Origin of the sequence: Micromonospora parathelypteridis (assembly GCF_014201145.1) — a bacterium.
In the GTDB taxonomy this organism is placed as follows: Bacteria; Actinomycetota; Actinomycetes; order Mycobacteriales; family Micromonosporaceae; genus Micromonospora; species Micromonospora parathelypteridis.
In genome coordinates, this window is sequence record NZ_JACHDP010000001.1 from 1,640,152 (window position 1) to 1,652,882 (window position 12,731).

Consider the following 12,731-nt stretch of genomic DNA (forward strand, 5'->3'; position numbering starts at 1 on the left):
CGGAGAGCGGTCTGCCCCTACACTTGCATACATAGCGATGTGAGCATACATTTGACCGGGTCCCGACTGGCGGCGGAAGGTGGATCTCGTGGGCGCAGGTCATGACCACCACCATGGGTCGGTCGCCAATGCCGCACACCAGCACAGGGGCCGGCTCTGGGCGGCGTTCGGGCTCCTCGCCACCCTGATGGTGGTCGAGGCGGTGGCCGCCCTGCACACCGGCTCACTCGCCCTGCTCTCCGACGCTGGGCACATGTTCACCGACGTGCTCGGCATCGGCATGGCGCTCGCCGCGATCACCGCCACCCGGCGGGCCACCGGCGACCCGCAGCGCACCTTCGGGCTCTACCGACTCGAGGTGCTCGCCGCCCTCGCCAACGCCGTCCTGCTCTCCGCCGTCGCGGTCTACGTGGTGATCGAGTCGATCCGCCGCTTCGGTGACCCGCACGAGGTTGTCGCCGGTCCGATGCTCGTGGTGGCCGTGCTCGGCCTGCTCGCGAACGTCGGCGCCTTCGCCCTGCTCCGCGCCGGAGCCCGGGAGAGCATCAACCTTCAGGGCGCGTATCTCGAGGTGCTGGGCGACCTGCTCGGCTCACTCGGCGTGATCGGCGCGGCGCTGCTCATCACCGTCACCGACTGGTGGTGGGCCGACCCCCTCGTCGCGGTCGCCATCGGCGTGTTCATCCTGCCGCGCACCTGGCGGCTGGCACGCGCCGCCGTCCGCATCCTGGTGCAGGCCGCCCCGGAGCACCTCCAGGTGACCGCCGTGCACGACCGGCTGGCCGCGGTTCCCGGCGTGGTCGAGGTGCACGACCTGCACGTCTGGACGCTCACCTCGGGCATGGAGGTGGCCTCCGCGCACCTGACCATGGCACCCGGCGCCGAGGTCGGCGCGGTGCTCAGCGCGGCGCGCACAGCCCTGCACGACGACTTCCGGATCGAGCACGCGACGTTGCAGATCGAGCCGGGCGCCACCTCCGGGGCCTGCGGCTCGATCGAGTGGTAACGGTGGTTTTCTGGTGACGACGCACGCACCGTCCGTCACATCGGCTGCAACCGCCCCACCGGCACCGGTAGGCTCGGTCCCGGCCTCCACCAGGCGGCGCCCTCCCGGCGCCGGTGGCGGTCGCCGCCTAATTGCCCATCCAGGCGAACCGGGGAACCATGTTCCTGGGGTGCATCCGCGTCAGCGGTAGGGATCTTCCGTCCCGAACCCGTCAGCTAACCCGGTCGGCGGCTGACGGAAGGACATGCACAGTGGCACCAGCACGACCACCCGCCGCCCGACTCGCGGCCCTGATCGTCGCGATGTTCGCCCTCGGCGTCGCGCTCCCGGCCGGCACCGCCTCGGCCGCTTCCCCGACCGGCCTGCGGGCCGCCGCACCCGACTCCGACGAAGAGGGCGGCACTCCGGCGCTGCGAGCCCAACTGGAGGCCGCCAGCAAGGGCTACCTGGACGCGAAGCGCGCCCTGGACACCTCCGTGCAGCGGCAGCAGCAGCTCACCACCCAACTGAAGACCATCGAGGTCGAGCTCGACCACCGCAACGGCAAGGTTGGCGAGATCGCCGGCGTGGCGTACCGGACCGGCCGGCTCGGCACCATGGCGGCGCTGCTCAACAGCGGCACCCCCGACGGCTTCATGGACCGGGCCGCCACCCTGGGCGCGGTGGCCGCCAACGAGGACAAGGTGCTGCGCGACCTGCTCGCCAGCAAGGACAAGGCCAACCGCACCCAGGCCGCCCTGAACGGTGAGGTCACCGAGCAGCGCAAGCAGGTCGCGGTGATGGCCAAACGCAAGGAGCAGGCCGAACGGGCCCTGACCGTGGCCAACACGCCCAAGCCGCAGACCACCGCCGACACCGGCTCCAACCGGGGCACCTCCACCGCCAACGCGAAGCCCGCGCCGCGTAACTCCGACGGCTCCTGGCCGTCGGAGTCGTGCAGCGTCAACGACCCCACACCCGCCAACGGCTGCATCACCCCGCGCACCCTGCACGCGCTCAACCAGGCCAAGGCCGCTGGCTTCACCCGGTACGTCTCCTGCCACCGCCCCAGCGGCTCCGGTGAACACCCGAAGGGCCGAGCCTGCGACTTCGCCGCGCAGAAGGGCGGCTTCGGCGGGAACGCCACCGGCGGCGACAAGACGTACGGCAACAACCTGGCCGCGTACTTCATCCGCAACGCCGACCGGCTCGCCGTCCTGTACGTGATCTGGTACCGGCAGATCTGGCTGCCCAGCAGCGGGTGGAAGTCGTACAGCGGAGCGGGTAGCGACCCGTCCAGCGCCCACACCAACCACGTGCACCTGTCGGTCTACTGACCACCCGAGGAGGGTAGGCCCCCAGGCCGGACCGGCCGGGGATGATCCACTCACTTTCGCCGATGTCGGGGTATCCGGGCGACTGGACACCCCGACATCGGCGATGTGGTGTCGACCATGAATGGGTCCCGCCGCACGGGCCTGACCGGAAGCGGCTACGTCGCAGGGCGTACCCCTGATGTCGTCGGCGGTCGGACGACCCGGCAGTGACCGGCGGGCAGCATCGCGGTATGCCTCGGATCCCACCCACCGCCCGCAAGGGGCTCCTCACCCTGCACCTGGTCACCTCGCTCGGCTGGCTCGGCACCGACCTGGTGCTGCTCACCCTCGGCATCGCCGTGCAGCGTGGCGCCGATCCGGCAGCGGTCTACCCGGTCACGGCACTGGTCGGCACCGTGCTCTTCGCGCCGCTCAGCGTGCTGGTCTGGCTGATCGGCGTCGCCAGCGCGCTACTCACTCCGTGGGGCCTGCTGCGCTACCGCTGGGTGCTGGTCAAACTCGTGCTCACCACGGTGATGGTCGGACTGGTGCTGTTCCTGCTCACCCCGAATCTGCGCCACGCCGGTGCGCTGGGCGCGGCCCTGCCCACACGCGATCGCGCCGACCTGGTCATCGCACCCGCGGTGTCGACCATTCTGATGATCATCGCGACGGTGCTGTCCACCTACAAGCCCTGGGGCCGGCGTCCCGCCGCTCGACCCACCACCCGCGCGAGCCGTGATCGCGCAACCAGCACGCCATGATCCAGCGAGCCATGATCGCGCTGCAACCAACACGCCATGATCGCGCTGCAGCCAGCGGGTCATGATCGCGCTGCAACCAGGATGTAGTGGCCTCCTCGCGCCCGGAGGCCACTACATCCATGATCGAGCACGATCTTGACGCGGGGCGCGGGGCGCGGGGCGCGGGGCGCGAGGCGCGAGGCGCGAGGCGCGAGGCGCGAGGCGCGAGGCGCGAGGCGCGAGGCGCGAGGCGCGAGGCGCGAGGCGCGAGGCGCGAGGCGCGAGGCGCGAGGCATGAAGCGTGAAGCGCGGGGCGCGGGGTGGTCAGGCGGCGGGAGGTGGGTTGCCCGTGCGGTCCAGCGCCGCGCCGAGTCGGGTGGCCAGGGCGAGGTGGGCGGCTCGGGCCTGCCGGAACGCGTACCGAAAGAGCAGGGTCGGCGCGGTCAGGGTGATCTCGACGTCGATCCGGACGATGCCGTCCGGTTCGGCGTGCAGGCGGGTGTGGTTGCGCACGGTGGTGGCCGGCCACTGGCGGGCCACCGTGACGATCTCGTCGTCCTCGCTGATCAGCACGTCCGCGTGGTAGGTGGTCCGGAAGCGTAGCGGGCCGGCGGCCAGCCGGTCGTTGATCGTGTAGCTGGCCCGGGCGCCTGGTCGGGGCGGCACTCGGCGGACCTGAACGATCAGCGGGTGCAACTCGCCCTGCCGGGTCAGGTCACTGAGCATCGCGGCCGCCTCGGCTGGCGAACACCGGGCCTGGACGGTGTAGCTGAAGGTATCGCTGCTGAGCACACCGTCTCCCGCCGTCGTTGGTCGCACGATCGTCCCGTACCGATGTCTGGCTGGCAACGCCCGACGGCGGCCAACGCCAGGACGAACCCCGGCCGATGGGATGCCCTCCCGCCACCTGTCCCATTAGGGTCAGTTGGTGACGAATCACCCGACCGTGTTGGAGAGCGACATCATGAACGGCGACGAGCGGTGAGCGGGCACGTCATGGTCTTCGCGCCCACTCCGCAGCTCACGGTGACCGTGGACCAGCCGAACGACCACCCCGAGCTGCACCTGCACCCCGGCGGGCAGGGCGTCTGGCAGGCCCGGATGGTGATGTCGCTCGGTGTCGACGTGGTGCTCTGCGCCGCACTCGGCGGAGAGATCGGCCAGGTGTTGGAGCCGCTACTGGTCAGCGAGGGCGTGGACCTCAAGGTGGTGGTCCGCGACTCCGGCAGCGGCGGGTACGTGCACGACCGCCGCGACGGCTCCCGGCAGGAGATCGCCGACGTGCCCGGGCAGCCGCTGAGCCGGCACGAGCTCGACGAGCTGTACAACCTGGCTCTGGGCGAGGGCCTGCGGGCCGCGGTGAGCGTGCTCAGTGGGCCGAACGAGCCGTGGCTCGTGCCGGCCGACCTGTACCGGCGCTTCGCCGCCGATCTCGGCGCGAACGGCGGCCGGGTGGTGGTCGACCTCTCCGGCGATCACCTCGGCTCGGTGCTGGAGAGCGGCGTGTTCTTCCTCAAGGTGAGCCACGAGGAGCTGATCCGCGACGGCCGCGCCCGCAGCGACGACAGCCTGGAGCTGACCCGGGCCATGTACGAACTGCACGCCGCCGGTGCCGAGACGGTGGTGGTGAGCCGGGCCGACAAGCCGGCGCTGGCGCTCATCGACGGGGAGCTGTTCGAGGTCGAGATGCCCCGGTTGGAGGCCGCCGACCCGCGCGGCGCGGGCGACTCGATGACCGCCGGGGTTGCCGCCGTCGTGGCCAGGGGCGGGGACATCCGGACCGCCATCCGGACCGGCGCGGCCGCCGGCGCGCTGAACGTGACCCGACACGGCCTGGGCACCGGCCGGTTGGACTCGATCACCGGCCTGGTCGACCGGGTCCGGCTGGTGCCGGCGGACAGCCGACCACAGGAGCGGACCACCCCGGACGAGCTGGCCGACCGGGTGGTCGAGCGATGACGCTGCGGGTGCTGATCACCAACGACGACGGGATCGCCGCGCCCGGCATCCAGGCGCTGGCCTGGGCGGCGGCGCAGCGGGGCCTGGACGTGGTGGTCGCCGCGCCGCTGGAGGAGGCGAGCGGCACCAGCGCCGCGATGAGCGCCATGGAGCGGGACGGGCGGGTCGTCGTGAACGACCACCCGCTGCCGGACCTGGCGGGTGTGCCGGCGTACGGAGTTGGTGGCTCCCCCGGCTTCATCACGCTGATCGCCCTGCACGGCGCGTTCGGCCCACCGCCGTCGGTGGTGCTGTCCGGTATCAACCGTGGCGCCAACGCCGGCCGGGCCGTGCTGCACTCCGGGACGGTGGGCGCCGCGTTCACCGCCGCCACGAACGGCTGCCGGGCGATGGCGGTCTCACTCGACGTGCTCTCCGCGGGCGAGGCGACGGCCGCGAGCGGTGGCGCCGCCGTGGACGCCGCCGCCCGGGTACGCGACGCCGAGCGGCACTGGAGCACCGCCGCGAGGGTCGCCCTGGACCTGCTCCCCCGGTTGACCTCCGCGCCGATGGAGAGCGTGCTCAACGTGAACGCCCCGGACCTGCCGCACGGGCGGCTGCGCGGGGTGCGGCGGGGCACACTGGCCAGCTTCGGTCAGGTGCAGATGACGGTGGCCGAATCCGGCCACGGATTCGTCCGGACCTCCTTGGAGGAGCCGGGGCAGGCCGCGCAGCCCGGCACGGACGTGGCGCTGTTGGCCGCCGGGTACGCCTCGGTGACGGCCATCCGGGCAGTCACCGAAGCGACGGACGTCGACCTGACCGGGCTGGACGACCAGCCCTGACGGAATGCCTGCGCGCTCAGGCGCCGGGAAGCACCTCGGGGGTGACGGCGCCGGCGAAGTAGGGCTCCGGGGCACCGAACAGGCCGAGCAGGCCGGTCACCCAGAGCTGCCGGTGCACGAACCGGCTCGGCTCGGTGACGACCAGCTTGACGTCGCTGACCTCGGCCGTCTGGAAGCCGGCAACCATGGCGCTGATGCCGACGGAGTCGATGAAGGTGACCAGCCTCATGTTCAGCTCGATGCGGAGCGGCCGGCCCTTGGCCAGCACCTCCGCGATCGCCTCGCGCACCTCGTACGCTGTGTCGACGTCGATCTCGCCGCGTGGGGCGATCTCCACGACACCACCGGACAAAACCGACTTCACGATCGACAGGCTCACGCGAGCACCTCCACCCGCCCGTCCCCCGGGCGCCTCATCAGTACGCGGGCCGCGACCGAGAGTATTCCTCTGACGGCCTCGGTCGCCACCCCTCGGGATGAGCAATTCGCGGATCCGGACCCACAAAGTCGCCCATATCCGCACTTTTGAGTATCTGATTAGTCAAGACTTTTCGTTATCTGACCCTCGCCGATCGGTCGTGACCGACGCGCCGCCGAACCAGGGTAGCTGTTCGGGCCCGGTGCGCCCGACAACCGGTCCACGACCGACGCCGCCCCGCGCGACCGGCGTGTCGCCTGCGGACACCCCGCCCAAAACCCCGCTCACGGTTGCCGACGCCACCTAGCATCGGGCCGGGACACCCACCGTTACGGAGAGGACCTTCGATGATCAAGCGACTTGCTGGGCTGGCCGGCGTCGGCGTGCTGCTCGCCCTCGTACTGGCCTGCGGTTTCGGCGGTGGAGACGACGATGACGACGATGACGACGACTTCGCCCGCGGCGTCGCCGTGGTCGCGGTGCGCTGAGTTCCCGGCGGCGGCCAGGGCCGGCCGGGTTTGCGCCCGGGCGGCCCTGGGCACTGGCGGGGTAGGCGAACCGTGACGCGCTGAACAGACGCCGAAGTCCGAAGTGGCCGGCGGCTTCGGCACCCGAGGAGGTAACCACGATGTTCGGAACCAACCTGCTGGACCGCCGCACCAGGCCGGAGCGGATCGCGGACCAGGCCTGGGAGCAGTTGCTCTCCGCCGTCAACTCCGCCGGAGACAGTGTGCGGGACACCGCCCGCTCCGCGCGCCGCAACAGCAGTGACCTCGCCGACGGGGCCGGTGACCTGGTGGGCTCCGCCGCCGACGAGGCGCGGCGTCGTGCCTCGCTGGCCTTCGACGCGCTCGCCGGCCGGCAGCCGGCACTGCCCTGGACGCTGCTGATCGGTGCCGCGCTGGTCGGCGCCGCGGTCGGCTGGGCCGTCGGTTCCGCCGCCCGGGCCGCCGGCAGCCGGGACGACCACGCCGTCGACGACGTGGAGTTCGTCGACGTCGACCGTCCCAACTCCCCCGCGGTCTGAACGACAGAACCCACAGGCAACCCGACGGGCCCCACTCGACCAAGGTCGAGCGGGGCTCGTCCTCGTCCGGCCGAGCAACGTTCCGGTCGATCATGGAGTTGTGGTGGTGGACGAAAGTGGTGGGAACGAGCAACCCGCCCACCACGACTCCATGATCGACCCGCCGGGCGGAGCGGGGCGGGCCGGTCCGCCGGGTGCCGGACCCCTCAGGCAGCCCGGCGGACCGGTGCTCGGGTGGTGGTCCGGGGCGCCTCCGGATCACCAGGTCAGCGACTCGCGCAGGTGGGGGTGGCCGGCAACTCGCTGATTGGGGAACGGAACCACCACGGCACGGGCAGGACCGTGCTGGCGAGACGTCCGCCCATCCCTGCCTGCTCTCGGAACCGAGCCCCGGGGGACGGGGTCGACCGGGTGGCGCCGCCGTGGCCCGGGGGACGAGCACGACGACGGGAACGGGCGGAGCTGCCCTGGCTCCCGCCACCCGATGCGACGGCTCCCGCGATCGAGGAACGCGATTACCGTAACCGAAATCCGCTCGCTTTGGAAGCGCTCCCACCATCGATGTTCGCACCTCCGGAGGGTCGGGGCCAAGCGATGCCGTCACCCGGTTCGGGCGAGGACGGTTCACCCGGGGCGGCGGCAGCCTCGGACGCCGGCGGACCTTTCGGCCGCAGCCGCCAACCGGTCCGCCACCCACGCAGTGAAGGAGGGCCAGATGGCGATCGCGGAGATCGGCCGCACCGACCAGGACATCCAGTCCGCCGTACTCGACGAGCTGACCTGGGAACCACGGGTGCAGCCGCACGAGATCGGCGTGACCGTCGCCGAGGGCGTCGTCACGCTGAACGGCCGAGTGGACAGCTACGCCAAGAAATGGGCCGCCGAACGGGCTGCGCACCGGGTCGCCCGGGTCCGGGCGGTCGCCAACGACCTGGCGGTGCAACTGGACAGCGGTGCTGAGCGCGCCGATCCCGACCTTGCCGCCGCGGCCAGCCACGCGCTGGAATGGGACGCGTTCGTGCCCATCGAGAAGCTGCAGGTCACCGTCTCGGCCGGCTGGGTGACCCTGCACGGCGAGGTCGAGTGGGAATACCAGCGCCGCGCCGCCGAACGGGCCGTCGGGCGGCTCACCGGCGTACGCGGGGTGAGCAACGGCATCGCCGTCCAGCCGGCCGCCGCGCCGGATGGCCAGAACCTGGCCGATCGGATCGTCGACGCCCTCGCCCGGGCCGGAGCGACCGAGGCCGAACGGATCAGCGTCCGGGTGCACGGCGACACCGCGGTGCTCGCCGGTCTGGTGCACTCGATGCCCGAACGGGCCGAGGTCGAGCAGGTGGCCTGGTCCGCCCCCGGTATCCGGGAGGTCCAGAACCACATCGCGGTCGCCCCGGTGCTGCGCTGAGCGAGCGCGAAACCACCCGGGGCGGGTGAGCCGACCTCACCCACCCCGGGAGCAGGCTGGTGGCATGAGTGATCCGAACGGGCTGATCCAACCGGGGCGTCCCGCGCCCGGTTTCACCCTGCCGGCCACCCCGGACGGGGGCCCGATTGGGCCCGAGCAGTTCCGTGGCCAGCCGGTCGTGCTCGCCTTCTATCCCGCCGACTGGAGCCCGGTCTGCGGCGACCAGATGTCGCTCTACCAGTCGGCGGCACCCGTCTTCGCCCAGTACAAGGCGGTGGTGCTCGGCGTCTCGGTGGACAGCATCTGGTCCCACCGGGCGTTCGCGGAGAGCCGGGGTATCGAGTTTCCACTACTGGCCGACTTCGAGCCGAAGGGTGAGGTCGCCCGCCGCTACGGCGCGTACAACGCGCAGGGTGAGGCGGACCGCGCGCTGGTGGTGCTCGACCCGACGGGCAAGGTGACCTGGAGTTACCTCTCCCCGCCTGACGTCAACCCGGGCGCAGACGGCATCTTCGACGCGCTGGACCAGCTCGCCGCCGATCGGAAGGTGATGGCCGGATGACCACGCCACTGCAGGTCACCGCCCGACTCCGGGACCCGGTGACAACCGAGGACCACATCCGGGGACCGGCCGACGCGGCGGTGACAATCGTCGAGTACGGCGACTTCCAGTGCCAGTTCTGCGGTGCCGCGTACCCGAACCTGCACGAGGTGCTGCGGCAGCGGACCGACACCGTGCGGCTGGTCTACCGGTACTTCCCGATCGCCAACGTGCACCCGTACGCCGAACGCGCCGCCGAGACGGCCGAGGCCGCCGCGGTCCGGGGCCGGTTCTGGGAGATGCACGACTGGCTCTACGAGCACCAGGACCAGCTCGACCCGGTGCACCTCTCGCTCGGTGTCGAGCAGGTCGGACTGCCGCCGGACGAGTTGAACGCCGAGGTGGAGAGCCGCGCGCACGCGGACCGGGTGCGCCGGGACTTCGTCGGTGGCATCCGCAGCGGGGTGAACGGCACCCCCACCCTGTTCGTCAACGGTGTCCGCCACGAGGGCGGGTACGACCTGCCGGATCTGCTGGCGGCCGTGGACGCCGCGAGCAACGCCTGACCGCAGTCCCGCTCATGCTCAGATCAGCCGCAACTCGCGCGCCCGCCGGACCGCCTCGCGCCGGCGGGTCGCGTCGAGTTTGCGGTAGATGTTGCGAACGTGGGTCTTCACCGTGTTGACCGAGAGGGACAGCTCGCTGGCGATCTCCACGTTGGACAGGATGCTCTGCAGGTAGCGCAGGATGGTCAGCTCCCGCTCGGTGAGCGGCTCGTCGAGCGTTCCCCCCGGCTCGGCGACCGGTCGGGCGGTGCTCTTTCCGGCCCCGCGCACCAGGTCACTGACCAGCGCGAAGTGCGCGGTGCCCGCGTCCAGGTGCGCGGCCAGCAGAGCCCGGACCGCCGGTTCGGCGCGGGTGAAGACCCGCCGGCAGCCCTGCGGGCCGGCCAGATCCAGCACCTGCTCCAGGATCCGACCTGCCCGACGCCCGTCCCCCGCCTGCTCGGCCAGCACCGCGTCGAGCAGGCCCGCGTCCAGGCGTACCGGCAGGGGCCAGGCGGTGGCCGCTGGCGCCTGCCAGGCCGGCAGGGTCCGCCCGGCGGCTGCGGTGTCGCCGGCCAGCAGTTCCACCTTCGCCAGCGCCACCGCGAGCGCCGGCTCGGTCTCGTCGACGGCGGTGTCGCCCAGCAACTCGCGGGCGGCGTTCAGGTCGCCCCGCTCGGCACGCAGTTCGGCCTCGGCGGCCCGCAGCAGCCCCGCCAACTCGGCGGCGGACGGCCGGTCGACCAACGCTTCCCGGGCCCGGACGAGCAGGCGTTGGCCGGCCGCCGGGTCGCCCGAGTCGCGGTGCAGCTGCGCCCGGCACAGGGCGGCCACCGCCGCCGCCACCGGTTCACCGGAGGCAGCGGCAGGCCAGCCGTCGCCGGTGGGCGCCTCGGAGCCACCGACCCAGCCGCTGGCGACACCGAGCGCCGGGCCGGCGAGGGCGAGGTTCGCCACGGCCTCCTCGGGCTGGTCGCGCAGCAGCGCCACCAGGGCCAACGCCAGGTACGCGTAGGCGCAGTCGAGCCGACAGGACCAGCCCCGACAGGGCGGCATACCCAGCGCGTCCCGGGCCGCCTGCTCGGCCGCTCGCAGCTCACCGCGCACCGCGAGCAGCAGCGCGCCCCGGCTGGCGCCGACCAGCTCCGTGCGCGGCCGGCCGGCTTCCCGAGCCGCCGCCCGAGCCCGGACGAACCGGGCGGCCGGTAGCGCGCCCTCGGCCAACTCGACCAGTCCCAGCGCGGTGCCGGTGAACGCCCGCAGGTCCGCGTCATCGGCGGCGCCACCCCCACCGGCCGTCGGAGCGGAACTGGTCACCCCGGGCGGCGCGGAGTCCGGCACTCGGGTCGGCGTGGCACCCGCCGGGCGGGTCCGCAGCAGCCGGGCGGCGGCGGCCCGGGCCTCCGCCGGGTCGTCGGCGAGCCGGGCCACGGTCAGCTCCAGCGCGGTGACCAGCCGCAGGAACCGGTCCCGGCGCGGCACCGGCAGGCCCGCGGCGTGTCCGGCCGCGGCGCGTAGGTGGCCGGTGGCGGCCGGGAGATCACCGGCGTACGCACGCTCGGCCGCGCAGGCCAACGCCACCTCCGGGTCGGCGCGGATCACCTCCGTCGGCGGGGACGCGGGAGTCGGGGCGTGCACCGGGTCGCGGTCGTACCGGGTCAGCTCCGGCCAGTGCGCGACGAACAGGTCGCCGGCCAGGTCCCACCGGCCGGCGGCGAGCGCGTGCCGCAGACCATCGGTCGGCCGGCCGTCGCCCGCGTACCAGTCGGCGGCGCGTACGTGCAGCTCGCGCAACTCGTCACCGGGCAGCCGGGCCAGGTCGGCGCGGAGCAGGTCGGCGAGCAGGGGTTCGCAGCGGTACCAGGGCGGGCGGGTGTCCTCCCGGTGCAGCAGACCACCGGTCCCGGCCAGGTCGGCCAACGCCTGCCCGGCGTCGGCGCGGCCGGTCAGCGCCTCGGCCAGGTCGGCGCAGACGTTCTCGACGAGGGCGGTACGGCGCAGCAGGTCCACCTCGGCCGGGTCGAGCGTCGCGAGGACCTCCTCGTGCAGGTACCCGGCGATCTCCGGTTGGTCACCACCGAACTGCCCCACCCAGCGCTCCGGGTCGGGTTGTCCGCGTACCGCCAGGGCGGCGATGCGCAGCGCGGCCGGCCAGCCGCCGGTGCGCTCGCGCAGCTGGTGCACGGCGACCGCGGGCAGGGCCGCGCCGTGCGCGGTGAGCAGGTCTGCCACCTCGTCGTCGGTGAACGCCAGATCGTCCGGGCCGATCTCGGTCAGTTCGCCGGCGAGGCGGAGCCGGTGCAGGGGCAGGTGCAGCCCGGCCCGCGCCCCGATCACGAGGCGCAGCCGCTGGCCGGCATGCCGCAGCAGGAACTCCAGGCCGGTCAGCGCCGCCGGGTCGGCGATCCGGTGCAGGTCGTCCAGGATCAGCAGCACCGGCCGGTCCGCGTTGGCGAGCGTGGCGGCCAGCAGCTCCAACTGGTCGGGGCGCGGCGGCCGGTCGGGTACCGGGCCACCCTCCGTCGACCCGGTCGCCGAGCGCAGCGCCGCCGCGAGGTACGCCCAGAGCCGATCCCCGTCGTCGCCGACCTCCACCGACACCCATGCCGAGCTGGGCTCGGGCTCGTCCGGCAGTTGACCGGAGTCGGGCACGATCGCGCCCGGCTCGACGTCGGGCGAACCGCCGGCCAGCCGCACCCAGGTGGCGAGCAACGTGGTCTTGCCCCAGCCGGCGGGGGCGGCGACCAGGGTGACCGGTCCCGCACCGGCCTCGTCCAACCGGCGCAGCAGTCGGGGTCGGGCCACCACCGGCTCCGGTGGCACGGCCGGAGTCAGCCGGGACGCCAGCAGCGGCGACTCCACCGGGTGCCCCGGTGCCGTGTCGACCCGTACGCGATCCTGCTGTGCTGGCACTCAGCCCCACCCCCCACCACGCGTTCCGCCCCCGGTCGGCGAGCGGTTACCCGACGCG

At 73.0% G+C, this 12,731-nt stretch carries 13 protein-coding genes and 1 riboswitch; of the genes, 10 read left to right on the plus strand and 3 right to left on the minus strand.

What is annotated here, in order from left to right:
* Nucleotides 1–88 precede the first annotated feature (88 nt).
* The 3 genes from HNR20_RS06920 (at nt 89) to HNR20_RS06930 (ending at nt 3,065) form a co-directional block, all read left to right on the plus strand.
* Nucleotides 89–1,006 (plus strand): cation diffusion facilitator family transporter, encoded by a 918-nt coding sequence (locus tag HNR20_RS06920; RefSeq protein ID WP_184177462.1) that lies wholly within the window; start codon nt 89–91, stop codon nt 1,004–1,006.
* Between the two features lie 114 nt (nt 1,007–1,120).
* Nucleotides 1,121–1,252: riboswitch (cyclic di-AMP (ydaO/yuaA leader) on the plus strand.
* 5 nt (nt 1,253–1,257) lie between these two features.
* Nucleotides 1,258–2,322, plus strand: a complete 1,065-nt coding sequence (locus HNR20_RS06925) for a coiled-coil domain-containing protein (RefSeq protein WP_373291049.1) — start codon at nt 1,258–1,260, stop codon at nt 2,320–2,322.
* A 230-nt stretch (nt 2,323–2,552) separates the two neighbouring features.
* Nucleotides 2,553–3,065: a hypothetical protein gene (locus tag HNR20_RS06930; RefSeq protein ID WP_184177464.1), complete on the plus strand. Its 513-nt coding sequence runs from the start codon at nt 2,553–2,555 to the stop codon at nt 3,063–3,065.
* A gap of 303 nt (nt 3,066–3,368) precedes the next feature.
* On the opposite strand, the gene HNR20_RS06935 is transcribed toward HNR20_RS06930, so the two are convergent.
* A complete protein-coding gene (locus tag HNR20_RS06935; RefSeq protein ID WP_184177466.1) occupies nt 3,369–3,836 on the minus strand; it encodes an SRPBCC family protein in 468 nt (155 codons plus the stop codon).
* 204 nt (nt 3,837–4,040) lie between these two features.
* Between HNR20_RS06935 and HNR20_RS06940 the strand changes: the two genes are divergently transcribed.
* Both HNR20_RS06940 and surE read left to right on the plus strand, forming a co-directional pair.
* Nucleotides 4,041–5,003 (plus strand): 1-phosphofructokinase family hexose kinase, encoded by a 963-nt coding sequence (locus HNR20_RS06940; protein WP_184188112.1) that lies wholly within the window; start codon nt 4,041–4,043, stop codon nt 5,001–5,003.
* Complete coding sequence (gene surE, locus HNR20_RS06945) at nt 5,000–5,827, plus strand: 5'/3'-nucleotidase SurE (RefSeq protein WP_184177467.1); 828 nt, start codon at nt 5,000–5,002, stop codon at nt 5,825–5,827. Before HNR20_RS06940 ends, surE begins: the two co-directional genes overlap by 4 nt.
* A 16-nt stretch (nt 5,828–5,843) precedes the next feature.
* On the opposite strand, the gene HNR20_RS06950 is transcribed toward surE, so the two are convergent.
* Nucleotides 5,844–6,206 carry an STAS domain-containing protein gene (locus HNR20_RS06950; RefSeq protein ID WP_184177469.1) on the minus strand — a complete coding sequence of 121 codons (363 nt, stop codon included), beginning with the start codon at nt 6,204–6,206 and terminating at the stop codon, nt 5,844–5,846.
* A 386-nt stretch (nt 6,207–6,592) separates the two neighbouring features.
* Between HNR20_RS06950 and HNR20_RS06955 the strand changes: the two genes are divergently transcribed.
* From HNR20_RS06955 to HNR20_RS06975, 5 genes are all read left to right on the plus strand, one after another.
* Nucleotides 6,593–6,733, plus strand: coding sequence for a hypothetical protein (locus tag HNR20_RS06955; RefSeq protein ID WP_167626067.1), 141 nt, complete (start codon nt 6,593–6,595; stop codon nt 6,731–6,733).
* Nucleotides 6,734–6,873: 140 nt separating this feature from the next.
* A complete protein-coding gene (locus tag HNR20_RS06960) occupies nt 6,874–7,272 on the plus strand; it encodes a hypothetical protein (RefSeq protein WP_184177471.1) in 399 nt (132 codons plus the stop codon).
* Between the two features lie 715 nt (nt 7,273–7,987).
* On the plus strand, nt 7,988–8,674 hold the full coding sequence (locus HNR20_RS06965) for a BON domain-containing protein (protein WP_184177473.1): 687 nt from the start codon (nt 7,988–7,990) through the stop codon (nt 8,672–8,674).
* A gap of 64 nt (nt 8,675–8,738) precedes the next feature.
* The gene (locus HNR20_RS06970) at nt 8,739–9,236 is read left to right on the plus strand and encodes a redoxin domain-containing protein (protein WP_184177475.1); all 498 of its coding nucleotides are present in this window, start codon (nt 8,739–8,741) and stop codon (nt 9,234–9,236) included.
* Nucleotides 9,233–9,781 (plus strand): DsbA family protein, encoded by a 549-nt coding sequence (locus HNR20_RS06975; protein WP_184177477.1) that lies wholly within the window; start codon nt 9,233–9,235, stop codon nt 9,779–9,781. The genes HNR20_RS06970 and HNR20_RS06975 overlap by 4 nt, the downstream gene beginning before the upstream one ends.
* A gap of 18 nt (nt 9,782–9,799) precedes the next feature.
* Here the strand turns inward: HNR20_RS06975 and HNR20_RS06980 are convergent, their stop codons facing one another.
* On the minus strand, nt 9,800–12,673 hold the full coding sequence (locus HNR20_RS06980) for a helix-turn-helix transcriptional regulator (RefSeq protein WP_184177479.1): 2,874 nt from the start codon (nt 12,671–12,673) through the stop codon (nt 9,800–9,802).
* Nucleotides 12,674–12,731 lie beyond the last annotated feature (58 nt).

What these genes read in the sequence shown, in the direction of transcription:
- HNR20_RS06930 (WP_184177464.1), top strand. Translation starts at nt 2,553, where the DNA reads ATGCCTCGGATCCCACCCACCGCCCGCAAGGGGCTCCTCACCCTGCAC.
- HNR20_RS06940 (WP_184188112.1), top strand. Translation starts at nt 4,041, where the DNA reads ATGGTCTTCGCGCCCACTCCGCAGCTCACGGTGACCGTGGACCAGCCG.
- surE (WP_184177467.1), top strand. Translation starts at nt 5,000, where the DNA reads ATGACGCTGCGGGTGCTGATCACCAACGACGACGGGATCGCCGCGCCC.
- HNR20_RS06955 (WP_167626067.1), top strand. Translation starts at nt 6,593, where the DNA reads ATGATCAAGCGACTTGCTGGGCTGGCCGGCGTCGGCGTGCTGCTCGCC.
- HNR20_RS06960 (WP_184177471.1), top strand. Translation starts at nt 6,874, where the DNA reads ATGTTCGGAACCAACCTGCTGGACCGCCGCACCAGGCCGGAGCGGATC.
- HNR20_RS06965 (WP_184177473.1), top strand. Translation starts at nt 7,988, where the DNA reads ATGGCGATCGCGGAGATCGGCCGCACCGACCAGGACATCCAGTCCGCC.
- HNR20_RS06970 (WP_184177475.1), top strand. Translation starts at nt 8,739, where the DNA reads ATGAGTGATCCGAACGGGCTGATCCAACCGGGGCGTCCCGCGCCCGGT.
- HNR20_RS06975 (WP_184177477.1), top strand. Translation starts at nt 9,233, where the DNA reads ATGACCACGCCACTGCAGGTCACCGCCCGACTCCGGGACCCGGTGACA.